At 48.0% G+C, this 24,451-nt stretch carries 23 protein-coding genes; 22 read left to right on the top strand and 1 reads right to left on the bottom strand.

All coding sequences use genetic code 11. From position 1 onward, the window contains the following. Positions 1–12: 12 nt before the first annotated feature. From NWE96_03675 to NWE96_03615, 13 genes are all read left to right on the top strand, one after another. On the top strand, positions 13–495 hold the full coding sequence (locus NWE96_03675) for a hypothetical protein (GenBank protein ID MCW3983074.1): 483 nt from the start codon (positions 13–15) through the stop codon (positions 493–495). Further along, positions 476–1,075 carry a DUF1616 domain-containing protein gene (locus NWE96_03670; GenBank protein MCW3983073.1) on the top strand — a complete coding sequence of 200 codons (600 nt, stop codon included), beginning with the start codon at positions 476–478 and terminating at the stop codon, positions 1,073–1,075. Before NWE96_03675 ends, NWE96_03670 begins: the two co-directional genes overlap by 20 nt. A 48-nt stretch (positions 1,076–1,123) precedes the next feature. After that, positions 1,124–1,750: a PIG-L family deacetylase gene (locus NWE96_03665; protein ID MCW3983072.1), complete on the top strand. Its 627-nt coding sequence runs from the start codon at positions 1,124–1,126 to the stop codon at positions 1,748–1,750. Between the two features lie 13 nt (positions 1,751–1,763). Further along, positions 1,764–2,447, top strand: coding sequence for a WbqC family protein (locus NWE96_03660; GenBank protein MCW3983071.1), 684 nt, complete (start codon positions 1,764–1,766; stop codon positions 2,445–2,447). Positions 2,448–2,450: 3 nt separating this feature from the next. Continuing rightward, positions 2,451–3,602, top strand: a complete 1,152-nt coding sequence (locus NWE96_03655; protein ID MCW3983070.1) for a DegT/DnrJ/EryC1/StrS family aminotransferase — start codon at positions 2,451–2,453, stop codon at positions 3,600–3,602. Continuing rightward, complete coding sequence (locus NWE96_03650) at positions 3,602–4,234, top strand: class I SAM-dependent methyltransferase (GenBank protein MCW3983069.1); 633 nt, start codon at positions 3,602–3,604, stop codon at positions 4,232–4,234. Before NWE96_03655 ends, NWE96_03650 begins: the two co-directional genes overlap by 1 nt. Before the next feature lie 11 nt (positions 4,235–4,245). Next, positions 4,246–5,379: a DegT/DnrJ/EryC1/StrS family aminotransferase gene (locus tag NWE96_03645; GenBank protein ID MCW3983068.1), complete on the top strand. Its 1,134-nt coding sequence runs from the start codon at positions 4,246–4,248 to the stop codon at positions 5,377–5,379. Positions 5,380–5,541: 162 nt separating this feature from the next. Continuing rightward, positions 5,542–6,243 (top strand): glycosyltransferase family 2 protein, encoded by a 702-nt coding sequence (locus NWE96_03640; GenBank protein MCW3983067.1) that lies wholly within the window; start codon positions 5,542–5,544, stop codon positions 6,241–6,243. 54 nt (positions 6,244–6,297) lie between these two features. Next, entirely contained in the window at positions 6,298–7,293 is a 996-nt protein-coding gene (locus NWE96_03635) for a Gfo/Idh/MocA family oxidoreductase (GenBank protein MCW3983066.1), read from the top strand. Continuing rightward, the gene (locus tag NWE96_03630; protein ID MCW3983065.1) at positions 7,290–8,240 is read left to right on the top strand and encodes a hypothetical protein; all 951 of its coding nucleotides are present in this window, start codon (positions 7,290–7,292) and stop codon (positions 8,238–8,240) included. Before NWE96_03635 ends, NWE96_03630 begins: the two co-directional genes overlap by 4 nt. Then, complete coding sequence (locus NWE96_03625) at positions 8,237–9,406, top strand: glycosyltransferase (GenBank protein MCW3983064.1); 1,170 nt, start codon at positions 8,237–8,239, stop codon at positions 9,404–9,406. Before NWE96_03630 ends, NWE96_03625 begins: the two co-directional genes overlap by 4 nt. Before the next feature lie 303 nt (positions 9,407–9,709). Then, positions 9,710–10,717: a glycosyltransferase gene (locus NWE96_03620; GenBank protein ID MCW3983063.1), complete on the top strand. Its 1,008-nt coding sequence runs from the start codon at positions 9,710–9,712 to the stop codon at positions 10,715–10,717. Next, positions 10,650–11,549, top strand: coding sequence for a glycosyltransferase (locus tag NWE96_03615; GenBank protein MCW3983062.1), 900 nt, complete (start codon positions 10,650–10,652; stop codon positions 11,547–11,549). Before NWE96_03620 ends, NWE96_03615 begins: the two co-directional genes overlap by 68 nt. Before the next feature lie 32 nt (positions 11,550–11,581). Here the strand turns inward: NWE96_03615 and NWE96_03610 are convergent, their stop codons facing one another. After that, on the bottom strand, positions 11,582–13,279 hold the full coding sequence (locus NWE96_03610) for a cellulase family glycosylhydrolase (protein MCW3983061.1): 1,698 nt from the start codon (positions 13,277–13,279) through the stop codon (positions 11,582–11,584). A gap of 180 nt (positions 13,280–13,459) precedes the next feature. On the opposite strand from NWE96_03610, the gene NWE96_03605 reads away from it, so the two are divergent. The 9 genes from NWE96_03605 to NWE96_03565 are packed head-to-tail and all read left to right on the top strand — an operon-like array spanning position 13,460 to position 24,433. Continuing rightward, the gene (locus tag NWE96_03605) at positions 13,460–14,581 is read left to right on the top strand and encodes a glycosyltransferase (GenBank protein MCW3983060.1); all 1,122 of its coding nucleotides are present in this window, start codon (positions 13,460–13,462) and stop codon (positions 14,579–14,581) included. Between the two features lie 23 nt (positions 14,582–14,604). Further along, the gene (locus tag NWE96_03600) at positions 14,605–15,786 is read left to right on the top strand and encodes a glycosyltransferase family 4 protein (protein MCW3983059.1); all 1,182 of its coding nucleotides are present in this window, start codon (positions 14,605–14,607) and stop codon (positions 15,784–15,786) included. A 14-nt stretch (positions 15,787–15,800) separates the two neighbouring features. Further along, positions 15,801–17,906 carry a DUF2206 domain-containing protein gene (locus tag NWE96_03595; GenBank protein ID MCW3983058.1) on the top strand — a complete coding sequence of 702 codons (2,106 nt, stop codon included), beginning with the start codon at positions 15,801–15,803 and terminating at the stop codon, positions 17,904–17,906. Between the two features lie 5 nt (positions 17,907–17,911). Continuing rightward, a complete protein-coding gene (locus NWE96_03590; GenBank protein ID MCW3983057.1) occupies positions 17,912–18,619 on the top strand; it encodes a DUF1919 domain-containing protein in 708 nt (235 codons plus the stop codon). Continuing rightward, a complete protein-coding gene (locus NWE96_03585; GenBank protein ID MCW3983056.1) occupies positions 18,620–19,666 on the top strand; it encodes a glycosyltransferase family 2 protein in 1,047 nt (348 codons plus the stop codon). Position 19,667: 1 nt separating this feature from the next. Further along, positions 19,668–20,744, top strand: a complete 1,077-nt coding sequence (locus NWE96_03580; GenBank protein MCW3983055.1) for a glycosyltransferase family 2 protein — start codon at positions 19,668–19,670, stop codon at positions 20,742–20,744. A gap of 21 nt (positions 20,745–20,765) precedes the next feature. Continuing rightward, a complete protein-coding gene (locus NWE96_03575) occupies positions 20,766–21,668 on the top strand; it encodes a DUF362 domain-containing protein (GenBank protein MCW3983054.1) in 903 nt (300 codons plus the stop codon). A 7-nt stretch (positions 21,669–21,675) separates the two neighbouring features. After that, the gene (locus NWE96_03570) at positions 21,676–22,656 is read left to right on the top strand and encodes a Gfo/Idh/MocA family oxidoreductase (GenBank protein ID MCW3983053.1); all 981 of its coding nucleotides are present in this window, start codon (positions 21,676–21,678) and stop codon (positions 22,654–22,656) included. Between the two features lie 19 nt (positions 22,657–22,675). Then, positions 22,676–24,433 carry an oligosaccharide flippase family protein gene (locus NWE96_03565; GenBank protein MCW3983052.1) on the top strand — a complete coding sequence of 586 codons (1,758 nt, stop codon included), beginning with the start codon at positions 22,676–22,678 and terminating at the stop codon, positions 24,431–24,433. Positions 24,434–24,451 lie beyond the last annotated feature (18 nt).

Below are 24,451 nucleotides of genomic sequence, written 5' to 3'. Positions count from 1 at the left end.
AGGTAAAACAATTTGACTAAACTAACCATAACGGCGGGATTTCTTTTGGCTTCACTGTTGTGCAGCACTCTCTTTATTACCTCGGTTTTAGCAAGCCAAGAAAACGCCCAAGTAGCAATCATTGCAGCGAAAAAAGCAATCTTGAACGCTTACGGCGCGGTTGCTCAAGCTGAATCCACTGGTGCAGACGTAAAATCATTAATAGCCCCCTTGAACGAGGCTGCAGTTTTGTTGTCTAAGGCTGAGTTGTCTTATGCAGGCAAAGAATACGATTTAGCCTACAGTTACGCAAAGCAAAGCCAAGGCAAAGTCGTCGGGGTGTCTCAACAAGCATCTGAATTGCAGCAAGATACCCTAATAGCCACCTCACAAAGCAATCTGCATACTTTTTTGACTTTAGCTGCCGCAGTTTCGTTTCTCTTTGCGGGCATAGGCGTTTGGGCCTTTTTGAACAAACAAGAAAAGAGGCGCAGCCATGAAACTACACTCGTTTAGAACAGTTATTTTTGTTCTTACTGCTTCGCTGTCGCTGCTTATAGCTTCGCCATCATTGCAGAAACTGCTGGTTTTTCCTGTCGGCGACAAGATCAGTGAGATGTGGCTACTTGGACCAAGCCATAAAGTAGAGTATCCCTCAAACACTACAACTGATGAAAACTTGCGCCTTTACGTTGTGGTCAACAATCATTTGGGTTCGTCCGCTTATTACAGTGTGGAAGTAAAATTCAGAAATCAAACCCAATCTGAACCCAACAGCTTCAACCACACACACAGCACTTTACCCTCGATTTGCGCCTTCAATTTTTTTGTTGCCGACAACCAAACATACGAGTTGCCAATGGACATATCTTTAGGTTATGAACTTGACCGCAAAATTCCTCTTCGCCTAAACATGCAGAATGTTACAGTAAACGGTGTAACTATAGGTTATAATTCAACCGTAATCGATTGGGATATAGCTAAAGCTGGATTCTATGGGAACTTGTTTTTTGAGCTTTGGCGACTTAACGAGACCACAGGTGCCTTCCAGTATCATCAAAGATATGTTGGGTTGTGGCTCAAGTTGGCTACCTAACAAGCAATCAAAATAACCTCTAAATCAACAATTTTGGAGACTAAAAAGTTGGTTCTTAAATCAAACACCATCTTAGTCATAGGGGCCCATCCCGACGACATTGAATTAGGCTGCGGCGGAACAGTTCGTGTAGCATCTAAACTGGGTAAAAAAGTCATAGCTGTCTTCATGTCAAAAGGTGAACACAGCGGTAACCCCGAAGTCAGACCCAAAGAAAGCATCGCAGCCCTAACAATGCTTGGCGCAAAAGAGGTGCACTTCGGAGATTTCCCCGACACGGAGATTCCTTGTTCAAGTAAAGCCATAGATTTCTTAGAAGCATTCTACATCGAACATAAACCCGAAACCATCCTCACCCACACAGTCAACGACATACATCAGGATCACCGTCAAGTTGGCTGGGCATCAATTTCGGCTTTCCGAAACGCCCCTCAACTCTTAGCGTATGAAACACCGAGGGTTACCCCCTCTTTTTCCCCCACATACTTCGTTGATATCTCCGATTGTGTCGATGAAAAATGGTCAGCGTTGAAGTGCCATCTCTCGCAGAAAACAAAACGTTACATCACCTATGAGTCGATGGTTAATTTGGCTTCTTTTCGAGGTAGCCAAGTTAGTTTACCTGCGGCTGAAGCTTTCGAAGTTGTGCGTTACGTTGAAAGATTGCCCCTGTAGCGGCGATTAGCCGATGATTGTTGCTGGTCACCAACCCAATTATCTGCCTTACCTTGGCTTTTTCGATAAAATTAAACGTGCAGATGTATTCATTATAGAGGATAATGTTCAGTTTGAGCGGCAAGGGTTTACTAACAGGAATCGAATATTGACTTCAGATGGCGTGAGATGGTTGACTGTGCCTATCGAACACGAAAACAAACCCTTACTTATCAACGAAGTAAAAATCGCAAACAAAGCAGAACCAAATTGGGGCAGAAAACACTGGTTAACCCTCAAACATGGCTACTGCAAAGCACCCTATTGGAGCGATTACTCGGATTTCTTTGAGGACACTTATCAGCGGGAATGGAACCACTTAATCGACCTCAACATGTACCTCATAAAAGGCTTAATGCGGTTTCTAAAAATCGACACCCCCTTAATCCTTAGTTCATCGCTCAACGTGGAAGGAAAAAAATCAGAGTTAATTGTCGCGCAATGCAAAAAAGTCGGGGCAGACACGCAACTCGCGGGAAATGGCTGTCAAGGCTACATTGACAAGCAGTTGTTTGAGCGTGAAGGAATAAAACTTGTTTTTCAGAATTTTTCTCACCCAGTGTATGCGCAGACCCGCAGAGGGTTTGTTGCGAATCTCTCTGTGGTGGATTATCTTTTTTGTACCGGTAACGAAATAAAAAATCATAAAGGAGCGTAAAAAATGAACATCTCTGGGGCTTGTCCCTACTTTTCAGAAGAAAGCATAGAAGAAATCGCCCGTGAAATCAAAGCGATGTTAAAAAGCGGAAAATTAACCGATGGCCCATACGGTGCAGAGTTCGAAGAAAAATTTGCTCAATACAACAACGCTAAACATGCCATCGCGGTAAGTTCAGGTTCAGCATCGCTTGATGTAACATTGCGGCACTTTAAGCTTAATGGCCGAGAAGTTATTGTTCCAACTAACACATTCATAGCCACCCCCAACGGTGTGATTTTTGCGGGTGGAAAACCAGTTTTCGCTGATATGAACGCCCAGACTTTAGGAATAGACGTCGAAGACGTGAAACGAAAAGTTAACAGCAACACGGCGGGCGTCATTGTAGTTCACATTGCAGGGTTAGTGTGCCCCCAAATCCATGAACTCAAAGAATTCTGTCAGCAGAAAGGGCTCTTTCTAATCGAGGACTGCGCACACGCCCATGGCGCAATGCTGGACGGGAAGAAGGCTGGAACCTTCGGCGACGCAGGCTGCTTCTCTTTCTACCCAACTAAAGTTATGACCGCGTGCGAAGGAGGCATGATCATAACTGACGACGACGAACTCGCAAGTGAAATACGAATAACCCGTACTAATGGCCAAAACTCTGATCGGCAGATGGTTATGCTTGGGCACAATTGGCGCATGAGTGAACTCTCCGCGATTGTGGGAAAAAATCAGCTGGCGCACCTTGACGAGTTCCTTGCGAAGCGTAATCAGGTTGCAGGCTGGTACCAAGAAGCTCTCTCAGACGTGGAAGGTATCGAGGTGTTTTATACTCCACCTAACTTTAGGCATAGCTACTACAAGTACCCCATAAAACTCGCAGACACAATCGACCGTATAAAACTTGCAGGCACCCTAAAGGAGCAGTACGGTATAGAAACAGGGCATGTTTACTACCCTCCCTGCCATCTCCACCCATACTACAAAGAAACTTACGGTAAAAAAGCAGGGGATTTGCAGACCGCGGAACGGGTGCTCCCGCAGGTGATGTGCTTGCCGATGCACTGCGGCGTAACAAAAGAAAACGTTGAATACATCAAAAACGCGCTCTTAGCGAAACTTAGCAAGTTACCTCTTGAAGCCATCTCGGTAAGTAGTGCTGTTTAATGCAGCAAAACCAAAACAGAACTGCCGCTCAGGGGCAAAACCTGCCGCTTAGGCGTTGTCCAATCCGAAAATCAGAACTAGACCGTTTCAAATTCGGAAAACAGGCATACAATCGCGTTGTGGGTTTGAGCGCAGAAGGTGCTGGTCTCTGTTTGGATGTTGCTTGCGGCGCAAAACCTTTCCCCAAAGCCGACGTCCTATGTGACCTCTATGTTGAGCCTGTTCCAGACAGAAGCATGAAAAAACTTGAAACTGCAGGCAAACCGTTTGTTCTATGCAGTTGTTACGCATTGCCTTTTAAGGACTGTGCGTTTGAATTTGTAACCAGCTATTACCTGATTGAACATTTAGCGTATCCACGAACTATGTTTAATGAAATGAAGAGGGTGTCGCGGCACGGCTACATACAAAGCCCCTCGTGGCTCAACGAACTCTTTTATGGTGAATCAGTTCACAGCTGGATTGTTTTCAAAAAAAGAAATCAGCTGCTGCTAAAACCCCTAAAAGGTGCTTCAGCCTCTTTGCGGTTGGGCTTCATTTTCCACAAGCTCTACCGCCACCCGACATGGCAAGTCATACACGCAATTTTAGACGAGAAACTCCACCTATTCACTGTGAGATATGACTTCTAAAGGAACCCATCATGCCCAAACTTATCCGCTCCTCTAAACCATTTTTCCCACAAGAAGACATAGAACCATTACTGGCAGACATCCGCAGGATTCTCGAAGAAGGGCAGTTTAGAAACGGCGAAAACGTGAAAACCTTCGAGGAGCAGGTGGCTAACTACATCGGGGTTGGCGGCGCAGTGGCTTTTGATTCAGATTCCAGCGCATACGAAACCGCATTGCGCTTCTTCAACCCATCTGGCGGGGAAGTTGTCGTATGCACCAACAGCTTCATTTCCGTGCCCAACAGTGTAGTCAATTCAGGCGGTAAAGTTGCCTTTGCAGACATCAAAGCAGACACCCTCTCTATGACTGCAGAGAGCCTCCTGCAAAAACTAACGCCCAACACGCGTGGCGTCATCGTAACGCACATCGCAGGCTTTCCAAACCCAGACCTAAAAACCATCCTAAAAATTTGTCTAGACCACAAACTGTTCTTGATTGAGGATGCAACCCACGCCATCGGCGCAGAGGTAAACAACCAGAAAGTAGGCAGCTTCGGTGACGCGGCGGTTTTTGCTTTCACTCCAACCAAGGTTTTGACGACTGGCGAGGGCGGTATGCTGGTTACAAACAACAGTGAACTGTGCTCGTTCGCTAAACGCTACCGATATTATGGTTCAGGGTTTGGAAAAACGGAGTTTGCAGATTTAGGTAGACATATGATGCTGCCTGAGGTTTCGGCTGTTTTGGGCATCTATCAGTTGAGGCGACTTGAAGAGTTCATTAAACGACGTAACGAGATCGCTGAAATTTACAATGAAGCGTTCAGAGATACTCAGGGCATCCAAACGGTAACTTGCCCAACAGAGAACAGGTGTAGCTATTACAAGTATCCCTTGATTCTTGACAAAAAAGTAAACAAAAAAGAAGTTACTCAAGCACTTTTTGAGGATTTCGGCATAGAAACAGGCACGGTTTTCTATCCGCCCTGCCATCTTCAGGACGTTTACAAAAAACTGGGTGCTGGCAGCTTATCCGTGGCTGAGGACGTTTTATCGAGAACCATCACGTTACCGATGCATGCTGCGCTGTGCGATGAAGACGCATTGTTTGTGGTTGAAAAAACTGTGCAGTTGTTGAGGGCTTATTTTGCTGTAGCAAACTAAGTTAATTGTTTGCTTTCGCTTTGTTTTTGTGGGGCAAAAGTTATAGAAAAACAAAACAAGGTTCTATATTACTGCCCAAGTTTTCCAGATGTAACTTCCTTAGGGCTTTAAAAGACGCTTGAACCGCTAGAATCTTGCTTTGTTTTTAGGCGGTTTTTAGGGATGATTGATCTTCGTTCTAATGTTTCAGTGGTTATTGCGGCTCTTAACGAAGAGCAAGGAATTGGACCTACAATCGACGAGATGCAGCACGTCCTAAACAACCCCTACATGGTTGTGGTTGACGGCAACAGCGTTGACCGAACCATTGAAATCGCCAAAAACAGGGGTGCAGACGTTTTGTTCCAAGAAGGCAAAGGCAAAGGTGACGCGTTGTTCCAAGGGTTACGGATGCTTAATTTGCAGACGCCGTACGTGGTTTTCACTGACGCTGACTACACGTACCCAGCTGGATACATTCCCCACATGGTTGAAGTTCTGGAACAAAACCCCCACGTTGGCATGGTAATCGGCAACAGGTTCAAAGGTCAATACAACGACTCAAAATCCCTCACCAACCCCTTCTACTTAGGCAACAAACTTTTGGCGTTCGCACAGTTAGTAATGAACGGGGTTAAGCTTGAGGATCCACTGTCGGGTTTGAGGGTAGTGCGCAGCGAGGTTTTGCGTGGTTGGATGCCGAAGAGCAAAGGTTTTGATGTCGAAGTGGAGATGAACGCCATCGTGGAGCGCAGAGGGTACCAAATCGTTGAGGTGCCGATTGATTATCGTGATCGTTTAGGGAAGAAAAAACTCAAGTTGCGGCATGGTTTGGGGATAATGAAGCGTATACTGGCTGAGAGTTTCACTTTAAACTACACATAGTCATGGGATGCGTATTTTCTGGAATGGAACTAGCTATGTTTTTGGAGGGAGGTTATGTCAACTGATGGTTCTAAACTGAGGGTCGGAGTCATTGGGTTAGGAAAAATGGGTGTTATGCATGCCTGTATCCTAAACACCTTCCCGCACATCACAGTTGCCGCTTTATGCGACAAAAGCGTCCTGATGCGGAAAATCGCAAAAAAAGCCTTCCCCAACGCAACAATCACCGATGACCTCGGCAGATTCGCCGATTTGAGTCTTAACGCGGTTTACGTGGCCACACCCATACCAGTGCACTACCAAATAATCAAAGAAGTATACGACCAAAAAATTGCGCCAAACGTATTCACAGAAAAAACCCTCTCCTCAAGTTTTCAGCAATCTCAGGAGCTTTGTGCAACAGCAGATAATTTTGGCGTTAACATGGTCGGCTACATGAAACGCTTCGCAGTTACCTTCAACAAAGCCAAAGAACTCCTAAACAGATGCGTTTTGGGCGATTTGGTTTCTTTTGAGGCATACGCGTTCTCTTCTGATTTCGCTGAAATCCCTGAGGGCTCAAAAATTTCGATGTTGCGAGGCGGCGTAATTGAGGATTTGGGGTCGCATGTTGTGGATATGGCAGTTTGGCTTTTCGGAGACTTAACTGTTGAGTCTGCCACCGTCAATTACCGATGCACACCCCTCTCGGAAGATGACGTAACTTTTTATGTGAACGGTTTTGGCGGGTTGCAGGGCAAGTTTGAGGTGTCTTGGCGTAAACGTGGGTATCGCATGCCCGAATTCGGCTTAACCATACATGGAACGATGGGTACTTTGCATGTAAACGACGATGAACTGCGATTAGAACTGAACCAGTCACCGCCAGCAAAGTGGTATCGTCACGACATGGACGACAACGTTGACTTCCTCTTGGGCGGACCAGAATACTACCGTGAAACCCTGCACTTCTTTAACGCGGTGACTTCGGGTCAACATGCCGTTTCAGATTTCTGCAGTGCCCTAAAAGTCGATTATCTTTTAGAGCAAGTACGGGAGAAATGTAGATGACAAATGCTCAGTTCAGTCTTTTAGTGGGTGACAACCCTTTTCATGGAATCAGCCACCTATCCCAGCAGAGAGCACGCACACGTTTTGACCAAAACCAAGAAACCATCGAGCACGCAGCGAACTTGGTGGCGCTTAGCTTGGAGAACGGCGCGGACGGCTTCATGTTCTCCGTTGATCAAACCACGCTTTCAATAATTGAAAAAGTCAGCCAAAACCACAGCGGTGAACCCGTCCGCTTGTATGCGATTGCACCTTACGCTTACGAGTACGTGCGCAAAGCAACCCACAACGGGGGTGTTTCGGGTTTAGCTAAAAGTTTAGCTAAAGAGCTACTCTTATCCTCAAACATCAAAGTTGTGGCGTCGAACGTTGCTGGGCTTTTGAGGTTGAACCTTTCAGCGCTTCTAAAAACCTATGTGGCATACGAGCTTTCCCGCATAAAGGCAGCGGCTAAGAGAAACGTGGTTCTTGAATCGTTTATGCTTCATGAACTCGTAACGGACATGGCGCTGGCCCTAAACCTTGAGGGTCTCTGCAAATCCTACATTGATTTCCTTGAAGAACGAAACATTCGGCCTGGTTTTGAAACACGCAACTTCCCTTACTTAGTCAACAAATTCAGAGAGTGGAACATAGATTTCAGCAAACTAACCCTGACATCTGCCTTCAACAAAGTTGGCTTCCAGATGTGTCCCTCAAAGCTGGAATGTGAACAAGCCCTCAATCGCGCTTGCGAAGCTGAAGTTATCGCCATGAGTGTTCTTGCCGCGGGTTATCTTAAGCCTGCTGAGGCTGTGGGTTATCTGGCTGGTCTTTCTGGTTTAAGCGGATTGGTGATTGGGGTATCAAAGGAGCGACAAGCTGCTGAGACGTTTCGCTTATTCAAAAGCGGTCTACCTTCTGTCGAGTTGCCGCAGGATTTTGTTTTGAGTGAGGTGAAGGTGTGAGTTTAGTTTTGGTTGTTTGGGTCGCGGTCGGCGCGGTTTTCTTTGGTGTTCCAGCAGTGTACTTTTTGTACATGAAGAAACGCGCTAAGTCTGGTTGGAACCTAAACTTAGATAGCAGTTATTTGCCTTCAACAGCCATCTTTATCCCGGTGCATAACGAAGAAAAAGTGATTCGGCTCAAGCTGGACAACATTTCTAAAGTGCTCTATCCACCTGACAAGATGCAAATCACCGTCATCAATGACTGCTCCACAGACGGCACCATACAAGAGGTTAACAACTACGTTTCTACTCATTCCGCGCCGAAAATCTCCCTCTACGACAGCAAGGTTCACCTTGGCAAAGCAGGCTGCCTAAACAATGCGCTGAAAGGCGTTGATGCGGATGTGGTCATTATTTCTGATGTGGATTGTTTTTGGCCAAGTGACATTTTGAGTAAAGCTGTTTCTTACCTTTCTGACCCAAACGTCGGCGCCATAACTGCAAGAGAGTTGCTGCTTAATCCACAGGCTACGTGGGTGACGCTTAGTGAACAATTCTACGACAGCACCATTCAATCTGTCAGAATCGGCGAATCAAAAATCCATTCAACCATCTTTTTCCAAGGCGGCTTTGCGGCTTACAAAAAAAGTGCTCTAACCGAGTTCAATCACGCCACCGACGATTCTGGAACAGCATTAGACATCGTGCAAACCAAGCGAAGAGCGCTTTTGATTCCTGAACTTGGCTTTTTCACTCTTAGCCCAACAAAATGGGTCAACAAAGTTGCGATTAAGGTTCGGCGTGCCAGCCACTTGCAGCATCTTTGGGCGCGCTCGCTGAATCTGCTTGTTCACGGCAAATTGGCACTGCCTAAAAGAATCGCTATCCCCGAGATAATGCTGCATATTTTCAATCCTGTGCTGCTGGTTGTTTTCGCGGTTTTTTCGGTGGCTGTGATGTTTCAGTATCCATTATTGGCGTTGGCGATGGCGATTTTTGTTGGTGCAGTTTTTGCTGCCAAAAAAACTCGCGTGACGGCGCTTGAACTCATACAGAACAACCTTATCTTGCTAACGGCGTTGTCTTCGTTTTTTACTAAGCGCAATTTTGCATTTTGGAAGCCATCCCAGGAATCAAGGTCAACGTTGAGTGAGGAAGTGTTAAGGGAAAAACAGTTGATTTAGTAAAAGAGCAATGGCTTGCGATTTTTTCTATAGGCCTCTCATTTAGGTGCGCATACGCTTCCGTATCCGCACATGCTGGAACCACGCGACGTCTCAAAGCGGACCTCCCCTCCCTTATATAAAGCCCAAAATGATCAAACGGTGCGTTAAACGCACGGTTTCGCCGCAGCGTCCTCTTCCTCCTATAGGTTTCTGCATAGAACTGATATTTGCATCCTATTATGTTGGAGAAAAACGCATCCAAACGCAGTGAAAACGTGGCGTCTGTTGCGTTTTCCATGGAAACAGTTGGAGTTGGTTTGTTTGGTTGAATCTTTCGTTGTCACAGTAGGGTTATGTGTTAAGAACGGTGCTGCGCTTGTCAAGAACGCTGTAGACAGCTTATGCAGCCAAACGTTTCCTGCAGAAAACATAGAATTACTCGTAGTTGACGGCAACAGCCAAGACGACACCCTCCAAGTAATCAAAAACAACCTTAAACGCAACTTCAGAGACACCCAATTCATTAAAGAAAACAGCGGCCTAGGAATCGCCCGTCAAACCGTGGTGCAGAAAGCCCAAGGAAAATACATCGTTTGGCTCGACGCCGACATGACCCTCCCAACCGATTACTTAGCAAACCAAGTTGCCTTCATGGAGCAGCACCCCGAAGTAGGCATCGCAGGCGCAAAATTCAACGTCCACGTCGGTTACGGTTTAGCGGCCGATTTAGAAAACATCGTTTACGCTGTAGATTCAATCTATGGGCAGCCCGGTAAGGTTTCTAAGTTTGGGTACCTGCCTGGAGCCGAAGGAGCAATCTACCGTGTTATCGCCGTTAGAGGAGTCGGCGGCTTTGACACCCGCATCAACGGCGCCGCAGAAGACACCGACATCGCCTACAGGGTTAAAGCCGACGGATGGGCGCTCGCTTTTACAAAAGAGAGCTTCACTGAAGCAACCCGCGCAACCTGGCAGACTCTTTGGAGCCAATACGGATGGTATGGCCAGGGTGGGCATTTCATTTTTCATAAAGACCCCAATTCATTAAACCTCTTGCAGATGTCGCCGATGGCGGGGTTCATCGCAGGGGTTTTGAGGCTGCCTGGCGCTTACCTGTTGACTCATAAAAAGTCTTTCTTTCTTTTGCCTTTTCACTATACTTACAAGCGGCTTGCGTGGTTGGTTGGTTTTTTACGTGCTCACCTAAGGGGTTATGGGCATGGCTTAGGCGAGAAAGTTAACGTTTTGGATGATGCTGAAGATGAGTTCACTTATCACGGTGGGGGTCTGCGTTCGAAACGGCGAAAACATGTTGCCCAACGCTGTTGAAAGCATCCTAAGCCAAGACTACCCAAAAGAGAAAACGCAGGTCATATTCGTTGATGATGGCAGCAAAGACAGAACCCCGCAAATAATCAGCCATTACACAACCCTACTCAACAGTCGAGCCAAAGCCTTCAAAACGCATGGACAAGGGCTGGGGCACGCAAGAAACATCGTCGTTGATTCAGCAGACGGCGAATTCATCCTTTTTGTAGACGCAGACGAAATCCTCACACCCAACTATATCCAAACACAAGTCCAAACACTAAACGGTAACCCAAAAGTTGGCGTAACCGCAGGGGTCTTCAAAACGGTTCCACACAACTTTATCCTCAACCTTGAAGTCGCCCCCCACATCGTTAACCAAAAAAGCTATGGCAAACCAAAGAGTTTTGTGTGGAAAACAGAGAAACTCATCGGCACAGGCGGCTCCACGTTTCGCGTTGAAGCAATTCGTCAGGTTAAGGGCTTTGATGAGAGCATCAGCGGTGCAGGTGAAGATATGGATTTGGTTCTGCGGATAAAGAGGGCGGGGTGGCTTATTCAACCTAACACCGCCGAATTCTACGAGTTGCATGGAGGGTTGTCGTCGCCTGAAGGGTTGTGGCGGAAATATTTTTGGTATGGATATGGCTGCCAAAAGTGTTTCCAGAAAACTTTGGGTGCGTACTCTTTTCTGCGTATGTCCCCTCTTGCGGGGTTGATTACGGGGGTTCTGTACTCGTTTCCCGCTTACAGGTTTCTTGGTCAAAAACAGCTGTTTCTGTTGCCGCTTCATTACGGGTTTAAGCATGCTGCGTGGACGGCGGGTTTCATAAAAGGACAACTAAAAGCTTAACTGAAAAAAAAAGAAAAAGGGTTGTTGCAGGTTTACCAGTAGCGGTATGCAAACCACATGTTGAACCTTGGCCAGTAGAGTATGAACCAGTTTTTGTAGGTAAACTCGAAAGTGGGTTGCAGCACCTTTGCGGGTTCAGGGTCTCTGTGCTGGGTTGATTCGGTGGGCTCTGGTGTTGGAGTCGGCGTCGATGTTGGCTGAGGCGAGGGGGTTGGTGTAGAGGTGGCGGTTTGTTTCGGGGCAGATGATGATGTTGTGGCGGTGCTGGTTTGTGCGGGTTCTGGCGTAATGGTTGAAGTTGACTCAGTAGTTGGTTGGGGGGTTGCGGTTGGTTCAGCAGTCGGTTCAGGTGTTGCTACAGGAGTTGGCTCAGGAGTTTCTATGGGTGCTGGTGTAGGTGTTGGGGTTACAACGGTGGTTTTCTGTTGAGGCACGTAGGCGTTTATGAATGCGGTGCCCATGTCGTTTGGTGTGTAGCCGCTGCTAAGCATGGTTTCTCCCGCGTAGACTCCGCCTAGTCCTGAATCACTAAGCCAGTAGTATGCGCATGCGCCGACACCGAGGTCGTATTGTGCTTTGAGTAGGTTTGTCCACCAGTTTACGTCGTTTTGTATGTTGGGTGAGCGCTGTAGGCATGAGCCTTCTTCGTTGATGACTAAGGGTGCTGTGATGCCCATGGTTGCGATGCCTGCTTGCAGTTGCGCTTTGAGGCCAGCGTAGTCTTTTGCCCAGTACGATGTTAAGTCTGTTGGCGCGTAGTAGTAGAGGTGGGTGGTGTAGACGAGGTTGGTTGCTGTTGGGATGGCGGTGGCGATTTGTTTGCACCAGCTGAGGTCGTTGCCGTAACCGTTAGGGAACCAACCCATATGCCACTGCATCATAATCAGGTTAGTTGCGCCCGTTGAGCGGATAGCGTTGTACATGGTTGTTAGGTAGGACATGTATCCAGATGGTATGGGGTCTACGTCGCTGCCGAGGTTTGGTTCATTCCAAGCTTCAAAGATCGCGTTGGGGTAGTCTTTTAATGTGTTTGCCATGTCGGTCCAGAACCAGCTCCAGAAGCCTAACTCGTTGTTGCCGTAACCTGCGTCTCGTAGGAACCTTTGTGCAGGTTCATCCCAACCACACATGGGCATTCCTTGCCATCCGTAACCACTGCTTGCGTAGGGGTCAGCTCCAAACGAGCTACTTGACGGCGTCAGCATGTAAGGAACGACGTTTACGTAGATGCCGTATTTGTCTGCCTCTTGACATAGCGTTCGCAAGTAAGTTTTGACGCTTATCGGCGTTGTCGATGAACCGTAGCTGGCGGGGTCTTCCTGTGCGGGTACGATGTTGTCTCGGTAGTACCAGCTTGGGTAGATGAAGACGCGGATCATGTTGATGTGCCATTTGTCTCTCATCTCCGCGAAGGTTTGATCCATGACAGAGGTGGGGTTGTAGTTCCATTGGTTGCCCCAATTGTCACTTTGGCCTTGACCCCACAAAAGCAGGTCAGGCACCATACCGGCGAGACCCATACCACGCAAGTAGACGACGTTGCCATCTGCATCAAGGATATAGGACCCTGATGTGTGGAGGGCAGAAGTTGATGTTGCTGCACTAACCGACGTCACTGAAAACGCTGAAAGGATGCCTGCGGCGAAAAGCGCGACGATGAACAGTGCGGTGGGCTTTTTTAGTTTGCGGTTTAGGGAGTGCAGTCTGTTTGCTGTTGCATATGTATTCATTTCTCTCTCTTCCTGAATTTTGAAAACCCTACTGGGATGCATCATTTTTATAGGCTTTTGAAAACCGAAATAAAGCACCTTGCAAAGTCGCGTTTGCAAGCAATTCAGCTACAAATTCAGGCAAAATCATGCCTTAAATCAAAATACCGTTTGTTTTTCAGCCCAACAGGCGAGAAAGCCATGAACCACGAAATCGGAGTGTTCTGCCCCACCCTAAACGTCTACGGAGGCGGAGAATACGTCGCGTTAGCCATCGCAAACACCCTCGCCCAACACAACCACCCCGTCACAGTCTTTTCCAGCACCCAAATAGCACCCGTTGAAATCAGAAACTTCTTCGGTGAACCACTTCACCCAAAAATCCGCACCATCCAGCAACCCACCCGCTTTGCCCCCCGCGGCTTGCTTGACTTCTACCAAACCATCCTCCACTCATACATCGCCAAAAACAAATGCACTACCCTCATCGACGCCTTCTCAAACTGCGTATACCCCTGGACAAATGTCAGCTACATACACTACCCCCACCTAAACCGAAGCGCCTTCAACCCGCAGTTCCCCTACTTAAGCCACCCCCGTCTCACCCAAGCAGGCACTTTCCCTGAGGTTTTGCTGGAAAAAAACTTGGTTGACTACAGTAAACGGTTGGTGCTTGCCAACAGCAACTACACTGCAGAGGAAATTCAGAGGTTCTCAGGGAAACCCGTTGAGGTGCTGTATCCCCCGTTTGCATCCAAAATAGGTGAAATCGGCAAAAACACCACAAAAGAACCTCAAGAAAACCTTGTGGTCACAACCTCCCGTTTAGATGAAAACAAACTCCTCAAAAGAATACCCTACATAGCCCACCAAACAGACAGCAGCATACACTTCGCAGTAATCGGACGCTTATGCAGCCAAAACACCTTCGAACGTCTGCAGGTGCTGGTAAAAAAATTGAACTTAGCTGACCGCGTCAAGTTTTACCCAAACGCTTCAGCCGAACAAAAAATCAGTTTGCTGCAGCGAGCAAAACTTTACTTGCACACTATGGTGGGGGAGCATTTCGGCATCTCCATCGTCGAAGCCATGGCGTTGGGATGCGTGCCCATAGTTCACGATTCTGGCGGCATGCGCGAATTCGTTCCAGAGCAATACCGATACAGCACCATCGAAGTGGCAGCGCAAAAAATCTCAAGCGAAATGGCTGCGTGGTCGCCTGAAAAAAGCGAAGAAGCAAAACAGATTGCAGCAGGTTTTTCTTTGGAAAAGTTTTCTCTGCGGTTTATGACGCTATTTAACCAGTATTTTGGATGCAACTAAAACAGTTTGGAGAGGTTAGATTCTTGAAGGTATGTCATGTCTGGGAACGTTTTTGGCCCATAGAAATAGGTGGATTAGAACGCTACATCCTCTGGTTATCCACGTATCTGGCAAAGAAGCAAGCCATAGATTTCTCGCTCATCACAGGCCGCGCCAAACTAACCTGGATACCGAGAAAAATCAAAAAATTCGAAGATTCAGGCTACCTAAAAGTGTACCGACTGGGCCCAAACCCTGTTGATGTTTTAAACGGTGCCTACCTGTATGCGTCGCACTCCACTACTGCGCCTATGCTGCTGCAGAAAATGAAGTTCACAAGCCTATACCAAGAAGCATGCAGCTTAGAATGCGCCAAATCCGCTGACGTCTTCCACATTCACGGCATATGGAGCGACCTTGAATACATCGATTTAGGCATTTACCTAAGCAGGCGTTTCGGTAAGCCGTTAGTGTTGACCTTGCACGGCGGCTTCGTCGGCAACCCAGTGCATGGGGGTATGCCTTTGGATTCTCCCCGCGTTAAGGCGATTCTGGAAGATGACGTGGCTGCAGTAACGACTTACTCCAAAGAGATTCTGGGCGCACTTGAAGACTTGGGTGTAGGCAAAAAAAGCCACCTTGTAACCAACTTTGTTAATGCATCAAAATTCAAAAACCCAAACCCCGCCAAACCCCACGATTTAACGCTTATCTATGTCGGCAGGTTCGAGCCGCTCCAAACCCCTGACTTGGTAATCAAAGCCTTCAAACGGGTTCACGACGAAATGCCTAACGCAAAGCTAACGATGGTCGGCTATGGACGAATGAACGAGACCCTTAAGCTCTTAATCAAAGAGCTACACTTGGAAGACTGCGTCAACATGGCGGGCAAGCAAACTGATGTGCGCAACTTCCTATGGGGCAGCGACGTATTTGTGGCAACCAACTTTGGCTACATAGCAACTTTGGAGGCTTGGGCAGCGGGGTTGGCGGTGGTTGCACCCGAGTTCGGAATCATGAAAGAAACCGTCATCCACGAACATAACGGGCTGCTTTTTGAACCCCACAACCTAGAGGACTTAACGTCTAACCTGTTACGCATCATCAAAGATACAGAGCTGCGCGAACGCCTCACTTTGAATGGCGCAAAAACAGTACAGGACTACGACATTGGCGCGGTGGCACCGAAAATGTCGGCAATCTACCAACAAGTAACTAACCAATAACTCAGCGGATAAAAATGAGCCAGCAGTATTTTTCCAGTCATTTCTTGGCTATAGTGGTGATTCTCCAAGTCGTAATGTACCTTTCACTGTTCCTCGATTTGCCCTTAGCCAGAATCGTAATCGGCACCGCTTACCTGACAGTTATTCCAGGTTTAGTTCTTGTAAAACTCCTTAAACTGGACAAGTTAGGTCAGCTTGAATCGGCTGTGTACGCGGTTGGGTTCAGCGTCGCCTTCTTAATGATTGCGGGGTTGATCATCAACCAATTCGGGTACCTTGTCGGTTTAAACTTCCCGCTTGCGACGTTACCGCTTTCCCTTTTTATAAACACAGTTGTTCTCGTCGGCGCAGCTGTTGCTTATCTACGACAAGGCAAACCCCAACAGCCACCCCCAAACCAGCGCCCCTCGCTGAACCCCTCGACTTTGCTCTTGGTGCTGCTTCCAATACTTAGCGTTATGGGCGCGTTTTTTGTTAACTCAACAGGCAACAACTTGATTTTGATGCTGATGATTTTGGCGGTGGCGGGTTTGTTCGTTTTCGCCGTTGCTAGAGGGGAGAAACCGGCCAAAACCTACGCTCTTGTCATCTTGATGATTGGACTTGCGCTGTTGCTGCATGTATCGCTCGTTTCCAGCTATATCATTCCCTACGGTGGCGATGTACCCGTTGAGCTCTACGTGTTCCAAGACGCCCAAGTCAACTCGCGTTGGGAACCCGTTTTCATGGTGCCCTCCGACCAAGCATACGGCAGATACAACGCCATGCTCAGCATCACAATTCTGCCCACGGTTTACTCAAACATGCTGGGGTTAGAGCCAACATGGGTTTTCAAAATCATCTACCCCCTGATATTCGCCGTAGTGCCCGTGGCATTATTCTTGCTGTGGCAACCCTACATCGGCTTAAAACTGGGCTTCATCGCCGCCTTCTTTTTCATGGCTCAGTCAACCTTCTTCACAGAAATGCTGGCCTTAAACCGCCAGATGATCGGTGAACTGTTCTTTGTTCTGTTATTGTTGACGATTTTAAGTAAAAAAATCGGCAGAGAAACCAAATTCATCACGTTCGCGTTGCTCAGTTTCGGCTTAATTTTCAGCCACTACGCGCTAGCAGAGATTTTTCTTTTTCTCATATTTGCTGCGTGGGCTGCCTCAAAATTCTACCTCAAACGTCCCAGCTTCAATTTGCAGCTCAGCATGATTCTATTCTTTTTTGTTTCGATGTTTCTGTGGTACATCTACACTTCAGGCGCGGTGGTGTTTGAGAGTTTTATGTCGTTTACAGGTTACATAGCTGGTCAGTTAGGTGACTTTTTTAATCCTGCCTCGCGTGGTCAAGCGGTACTCACTGGCTTAGGACTCGCTGAATCACCTTCCATGCTTAACACAGTCAGTCGAGGTTTTGCTTACCTAACCGAAATCTTCATCGTAATAGGCGTAATTGTTTTATTCACCAAAAAGCTGCCGTTCCGATTCGGACGTGACTACATCGTCTTTAGCATAATAACCGCAATTTTTCTAGTGTTTCTCACACTGATTCCCGGTTTAGCTAATACCCTTTCAATGACCCGCTTCTACCACATTCTGCTGATGATTCTAGCACCATTCTGCGTCGTCGGCATATGGTTAACAGCGGATTATCTGTCAAAGCACAAAAGAGAAACAGCGTTTGTAGTGCTTGCCATCGGCGTGTTGGTTCCGTATTTCCTTTTCCAAACCAACTGGGTTTATGAAGTTGCTGGAACAGAAAGCTGGTCAATTCCCCTTAGCGGCTACCGAATGCGCCCCACCCAACTGTATGGTTTGTATGGATTGATTGATTCCTATAGCGTCTACGGCGCCCAGTGGACCGCACTTAACGTTCCATACAAATTCAACCTTTCCGCTGACAACGCGTTTTACACTTCGCTAACAGCTTACGGACCAATCTACCGAGGCTACATGCGTGAACTCTTGCCAGACACGTACCTTCGGTCAGGAGAATTTGTGTTTCTAAGTTACATCAGCATAAACTACGAGTTGCAATCATCAAACGGCACCATGCCCAGACACGTCAACCAAACCGATGTAATCTACTCAAATGGCGGAACGAGCGTCTACCAAGTTCCGATTCGGTGAATTCTGTGGGCGTCAAAGCTTACATAAAGGCATTCTACGCCGACAAAATCGAATCTCCACTAAAATGGAACCTAATCGACCGATACTTCTCTTGGATTCCGAGGTCTAAGCTTAGGAACCGCGACTTTTCCATCATCGGCAACAACTGCTTCGCAGGCGGCATATACCACAAGTTCGGCTTGCAATATCGCACTCCAACCGTTTGGACTTACATTTTTCCTGACGATTACCTGCGCTTTTTAGAGAAGCTCGACTGGTACCTAAACCAACCCCTAACGTTCAAAACAGAAACACATCATCCGATGGCACACAAACACTATGAAGCAACAAAACGCAGATACCCCATCGGCGTCTTAGGCAGCGACGTAGAAATTCACTTCATGCACTACCGCACCGAGCAGCAAGCACAAGAAAAATGGACAAACCGACTAAAACGCGTAAACAGAGGCAACCTGTTTGTGATGTTCTCTGACGGCGAAGAATACCACGACGACCTTTTGGAGAGGTTTGAGCGGCTGCCTTTTGAGCGCAAAATTTTTTTCTCATCAAAACCCTGCCCAAAGTCGAGTTGCACTGTGTTTGTGGAGGATTATGCTTGTGAAGTGCATGTTTATGATTCGACGCGTAACCGTCGATACGAAAAATACCTCGACTTAGTTAAGTGGCTAAACGGTGAAGAGGGTTTCATCAAGAACCGAAAAGTGGGGAGCTAATTGGCGACAAAACGTGGCGAGCCGACGGTTTCGGTGGTTATTCCCACCTACAAAAGAGCCACAATTCTGCCACACCTGCTTTCAGGGCTGCGTCGCCAGACTTACCGAAACTTTGACGTGGTTTTCGTTGTTAAGCCTTCAGGAGACGGCACCGAAGAACTCCTTGAAAAAGCCAAAAAAGAACTCAACTTAACCCAGATAAAACAGACCCATGGACACATAGTTGACGCCTACTTTTTGGGCATAAAACACACAGCAGGCGACATAGTTGCCCTGCTTGACGACGACGCAATCCCCGCCGACGACTGGTTAATGCAAACCGTGAAAATCTTCCAGACACAGCAAGTCACAGGCGTAACTGGCGATTCATACCCCGTTCTGCTAAACGGAGACGGCTTCCAAATCCTAAAAGAAAACGAAGCCCCAACCGTTTATACACACCTCGATTTTGCCCTGTTTGGTCGTCCTCTTCGGGGGCTTGAAGACTACAAGAACTGTATCGCAGACTCAGGTTTCATCTATGAAAGAGGCAACAACGCTTACTGGCGAAATCGGGGCGCGGCAAAGGCGTTGCTTCGGGGGCCGTCGATGGCGGTTTGGGGCGATGTCCTGCGTGGTGTGCATTTGAATGGGGATTGGCTTTTGGGTTGTGCTTGGGAGATGGTGCTGGGGTGGCAGCTTTGGCGGCGAGAGTACCGCATGATTTACAGCCCAAACGTGAAAGTCTACCACATCGTTCATGGCAGAACATCCAGCCGAGACTACCAGATGCCTCGAACAGACCTTTTATGGTCAGTGGAAGCGGAGTTACTGTTCTACCGTCTATACCACGACGAACCGCAGCTTTCTGTAATTAGCAAATTGGAATCTGACCTACTCCGCCTGGTGCACAGCTTGAAGTATCTGCCCTCTAATGTACCATATAACCTTCGCAAACTCGAAGGCATACTGCTGGGCAACATTATTGGCGCTAAGTGGATGCTCTACAAACTGCTGGGATGTGAATATTCGCCGCTGACTGATTTGGCGAGATTCCAAAAAGCATAGCATGGAGTTGGTTGGTTTTTCTGCTCCGCTTGCCTCAGTGATCGTGTTGAACTATAACGGCAAAGACTACTTAGCCAACTGCATAGAATCCGTTTTGGCAAACGAATACGAAAACTTTGAAGTCATACTCGTCGACAACGCCTCAACCGACGACAGCTTCAAAACAGTCCAGCAACGCTTCGGGGGCAACTCCCGCCTAAAAACCGTACAAAACTCCGTCAACCTCGGCTTCAGTGGCGGCAACAACATCGGTTTCGAGCACTCTCAAGGCGAATACGTGGTTTTCTTGAACAACGACACCGTGGTCGAGCGGGATTGGCTTGTCAACTTGATTGAGGCGATGGAAGATGACCCGTCGATTGGTTTGGCGCAGAGCAAAATCCTGATGATAAACGGCGAAAAAATTCAGTGTGCAGGTTGGCTTTTTAGCAATTATCTGGTTCGTAAGCAGGCAGTGGGCGAAAACAGAGACCAAAAAATAGTTTTCCAGTCGACCTTTGAGGTTTCGGTGGCTTCTGGTACAAGCATGATTACACGACGTGCACTCATCAATGAAGTGGGGTTGTTTGACGCCAAAATTCCCTTCTTCTACGACGACACGCTGCTGTCGTTTAAGGTTTGGCTAGCAAACAAACGCATCGTCACAGTAGAAAACTCTCAGATCAGGCACATGATGGGGGCGACGAGCGTGTGGACGTTGGAGCGGACGACCTTTAACCTTTTGAAGGCAAAAATCTGTCTAATGTTTGACGTTTATTTCAAGTTGAGAGAGTTGGTGGGGGCGGCTTTTGTGAACTTTACCAACACCGCAATCAATTCGTTGTTAGCGCTGAAAAAACGGAATTTGCCCGTCGTTTACGCCAACCTTCGTGGGTTACTGTGGGGGCTTGGCAACTTGAAGTACCTTTGGCGGAACAGGCAAACCCATTGGAGGGCAACACAAATCTCCCCTGAGGCCTTGAAGGCGCGGTTTGAGCGCCTAAACCTCCCCTTAGCTCTTTACCTAATCCCTTCCAAGTTGAGCGATGAATGTTTCGCTTCAGCGGTTCGGCGCTACGAGCGCGCTATAACAGTATAGCTACGATAGGAGGCTAACTTTGTGAGTCTTGTAAGTCTTGTGAAAATCCCCTCAGCCTCTTCATACCCATTTAGAGAAGCCATTACTAAGGCCATCCAACGAGTCGACTACAGATTCAACCCAACCGCTCGCAAAGTAGTCATCAAACCCAACCTGTGCTACTACTGGGACCACACTACAGGGCAGACGACCTCGCCGCAGTTCGTTTCAGAACTCATCGACTTAATCCGCGTGCAAACCTCCCCCGAAGTGGAAATTGCAGTCGTAGAGTCAGATGCTTCGGCTATGCGATGCAAATACGCGTTTCGCATGCTGGGTTACGAGAAGCTCGCCAAAGAAAAAAACGTCCAACTCATCAACCTCACTGAACAAGAAAGCACAAGCGTAGACGTAGGGCTCGACGGGAACGTTTACACTTTTTCAGTGCCCAAAATCATCAGCCAAGCAGACCTGAAAATCAACGTAGCCCACATCAAATACACCATTGACCCCGTAAAGTTGACTTGTGCGATGAAAAACATTTTTGGCTGCAACCCCATTCAGAAGAAATTCAAGTACCACCCCTACCTCGGGGAAGCAATCGTGGCACTAAACAAAGCTATGCCTTTTAACCTCCACTTAATCGACAACAACATCGCCGCAGGCGTTCAACCCCGAAAAATGGGATTAGTTATGGCGAGCCAAGACCCCGTTGCCCTTGACTCGGCGGCGGCAAAAATCGCGGGGCTAAACCCCAACAAAATCCCCTACCTCAAACTGGCGGAGAAGGAAGGCGTCGGCAAACGGGCGTACGTGGCTGTGGGCGAACCGCTTGAAGCGTTTAGGTCGCTGTATCCTAAGCCAACTTTTAGGATGCAAACAAAGAGGCGGGTGAAGCGGACTTTGGTTGCAGTTGGGCTCGGTGCAAGGATGGGACTGGAGTAGATTGCCGATGAAAATTAAGCTGGGTATAATCGGTGTAGGCGGCATCGGGCAGCTACACCTCAAACATGCCCTTCGCCTTGGAAACGCTGAGGTTTATTGTGTGGCTGACACGTCGAAATCTGCTCTGCAAGCAGCCAAAGCCCTCGGAGTCAAAAACACCTACAACGACTACACAGAAATGCTAAAAACACCAGAGCTTGACGCAGTAATAATCGCTTTACCGACACATCTACACCTGAAATGCGCCAGAGACGTTGCAGAGGCAAAAAAGCATGTTTTCCTCGAAAAACCCATCTCCGCCACCGTCGAAGAAGCAAAAGAAGTAATCGCCGCTGCAGAACAAAACTCGGTGAAGTTGATGCTTGGGTACCCTATGCGCTTCAACAAGCACTTCCTCAAACTAAAACAAGACATAGAAAACGGGGTACTCGGCGACGTAGAAAACGCCCATGCAACCTACGTTTGCGCTGGCCCGTTTGTGCACCGCGCCGACGGCCACTCCCCCGCGCCCGTGCCAGACTGGTGGTTCAACCCTAAACAGACGGGCGGAGGCGCCTTCATCGATTTAGGCTGCCACATAATCAACCTCATGCGCATGCTCCTAGGCGAAGTCGTAGACATTAGAGGCCAGTTTGGGCACCGTTACGGGATGGATTTTGAGGATTCAGCCATGTGTTTGGCAAGGTTCACTTCGGGAACAGTGGCGGCGGTGAATGTGGGTTGGTATTCGCAGGATTACCTGCTGCGGCTGGATTTGCATGGAACCGTACGCAACGCATCCGTTGAGCATATACCGCCCGCCAGCGTTTCAGCCGCCTACCAGATGCTCAGAAGAGGCATAACCACCTTTAATCAGCCTCATCTTGACGAGTTAGCTTACTTCGTTAACTGCATACAAAACGACACTGCACCTTCGCCCTCTGGGTTGGATGGGTTAAGAGATTTAGAGGCTATTTACGCGGCTTATCAAAACCGAATAAGCCTATAACTTGACGGTAATGACTCCGATGATTGATAAGGCTCTGGAAATAGGGAAATCCTCCGCTACAGGCAGCTTCCACCTTATGCTTGGAGTCGTAGGCGCCACCGTAATCATGGCAGTAGGCACTATCGCTCTGGGAATTTTGCTACCTGCGGAGGGCGTGGGCTTGTACGGCATGGCATTGATCCCCTCTTCCATCATCAACTTCTTCCGAGACTGGGGTGTAAACTCGGCTTTAACCAAAGAAATCGCGCGCCTCAAAGCCCAAGACCGCAAAGCAGAAATCCACGACGTCATGGTCTCAGGCATCGTCTTTGAAGTCATAAGCGGCGCTGTTTTGGCGCTGATTTGCTTCGCGATCGCTTCGCCTCTTGCCATGTTGATAAGTCCAGCAGACGCAACCGCACTATCCCTCTACATCTCAATAATGTCGATTTCGGTTTTCGCTGGCGCGTTGACTTCGGCGGCAAGCGGCATATTCGTCGGGTTTGAACGCATGAAACTAAACAGCTTCACGCAGGTTTTCTCTGCAATCGTGAAAACAGCTCTTGGACCGCTCCTCATCGTTTTGGGTTTCGGTGTGTTAGGTGCTGTAACCGCAGCCATGGTTGCCATCGTTGCAGGCGCCGCTATAAGCATAGCCATCGTTTACCACGTGCTATTTAGACCCCTGCGCAAATGCAAAGTGGGCAAATGCGATGTTAAAGCCACCCTCAAACCGATGCTGCGGTTTGGTTTGCCGCTTACCTTTTCAACCGTGGTCATCGGCGTTATGCCGCAAGTTTTCGCGCTCTCCATGAGCGTTTACGCAGGGCAAGGCGACGTAGCGGCGGGGCAACCGTTCGGCTGGACAATGGGCAACTACTTCACCGCCACCAACTTTGCCATACTCTTAACCTTCGTTTCTTTCCCCACCGCAACCGCGCTGTTCCCTGTGTTTTCGAAGCTGAACCCACAAACGGAGCCTGAATTGGTAAAAACAGTGTACGCCGCCTCAGTCAAGTACACCGCACTACTTCTGGTTCCAGCAACATTGATGCTAATCACCCTCTCAAACCCGCTGATAAACACCCTTTTCCCCAAAGAAGGCTTATTCCAATCGCTATTCGTCGCCAACGCCGAACCCAAGTTCCCCTATGCCCCGATGTTTCTGGCGTTATGCGTAGCCGTTAACTTGTTCGTTTTGGTGGGCAACGTTAGCCTCGCAACCTTCCAGTCGGGGATTGGGCAAACCAAACAAATCATGAAGCAAAGCGTTTTGACTTTAGCCTTCGGTTTGCCACTCGTATACTTCTCTGTAGCATACTTTTACTCGCTGGGTGGCTCGAACGCTCAAACTTCAGCGGTGTATGCAGTAATCGGCGGCTTAATCGGCGCACTCATAGCGAGCATGCCTGGAATGATTTGGGGACTTGTGTGGTCTTGGCGGAACTACAAGGTCAAGGCTGACTTCGTGGCGTCTGCAAAAATCTTCGCCGCATCACTAATCGCGTCAGCCGCAGCCTTTATGCTAATCAATTTCCTTGTCTTGCCTTGGTGGATGACGCTTGCTGTGGGCTTCGGCGTTTTTGTGCTTGTATATTTGAGCGCGGCTCCCATCATCGGTGCAGTAAACCGTGTTGATATAGAAAATTTTCGCTCGATGTTTTCTGGTTTAGGAGTTGTTTCCAAAATCATCAATTTTCCTTTGATGTTTATGAGTAAAATGTGCAGGCACACTGAGCACAAGACAATTCGTAAACCGCTTAAAGTTAGTGAAGACAACTTGCACAGGGCAACCTGATTATTTTTGTTATAGAGG

Source organism: Candidatus Bathyarchaeota archaeon (assembly GCA_026014685.1).
Lineage (GTDB): Archaea > Thermoproteota > Bathyarchaeia > Bathyarchaeales > Bathycorpusculaceae > Bathycorpusculum.
Note: the sequence above shows the minus strand (reverse complement) of the source record. Positions and strands in the feature narration are given on the sequence as shown.

Coding starts and splice junctions, on each gene's coding strand:
- NWE96_03670 (MCW3983073.1), top strand. CDS start 476: ATGAAACTACACTCGTTTAGAACAGTTATTTTTGTTCTTACTGCTTCG.
- NWE96_03660 (MCW3983071.1), top strand. CDS start 1,764: ATGATTGTTGCTGGTCACCAACCCAATTATCTGCCTTACCTTGGCTTT.
- NWE96_03655 (MCW3983070.1), top strand. CDS start 2,451: ATGAACATCTCTGGGGCTTGTCCCTACTTTTCAGAAGAAAGCATAGAA.
- NWE96_03650 (MCW3983069.1), top strand. CDS start 3,602: ATGCAGCAAAACCAAAACAGAACTGCCGCTCAGGGGCAAAACCTGCCG.
- NWE96_03645 (MCW3983068.1), top strand. CDS start 4,246: ATGCCCAAACTTATCCGCTCCTCTAAACCATTTTTCCCACAAGAAGAC.
- NWE96_03640 (MCW3983067.1), top strand. CDS start 5,542: ATGATTGATCTTCGTTCTAATGTTTCAGTGGTTATTGCGGCTCTTAAC.
- NWE96_03635 (MCW3983066.1), top strand. CDS start 6,298: ATGTCAACTGATGGTTCTAAACTGAGGGTCGGAGTCATTGGGTTAGGA.
- NWE96_03630 (MCW3983065.1), top strand. CDS start 7,290: ATGACAAATGCTCAGTTCAGTCTTTTAGTGGGTGACAACCCTTTTCAT.
- NWE96_03615 (MCW3983062.1), top strand. CDS start 10,650: ATGAGTTCACTTATCACGGTGGGGGTCTGCGTTCGAAACGGCGAAAAC.
- NWE96_03610 (MCW3983061.1), bottom strand. CDS start 13,279: ATGAATACATATGCAACAGCAAACAGACTGCACTCCCTAAACCGCAAA.
- NWE96_03605 (MCW3983060.1), top strand. CDS start 13,460: ATGAACCACGAAATCGGAGTGTTCTGCCCCACCCTAAACGTCTACGGA.
- NWE96_03595 (MCW3983058.1), top strand. CDS start 15,801: ATGAGCCAGCAGTATTTTTCCAGTCATTTCTTGGCTATAGTGGTGATT.
- NWE96_03580 (MCW3983055.1), top strand. CDS start 19,668: ATGGAGTTGGTTGGTTTTTCTGCTCCGCTTGCCTCAGTGATCGTGTTG.
- NWE96_03570 (MCW3983053.1), top strand. CDS start 21,676: ATGAAAATTAAGCTGGGTATAATCGGTGTAGGCGGCATCGGGCAGCTA.
- NWE96_03565 (MCW3983052.1), top strand. CDS start 22,676: ATGATTGATAAGGCTCTGGAAATAGGGAAATCCTCCGCTACAGGCAGC.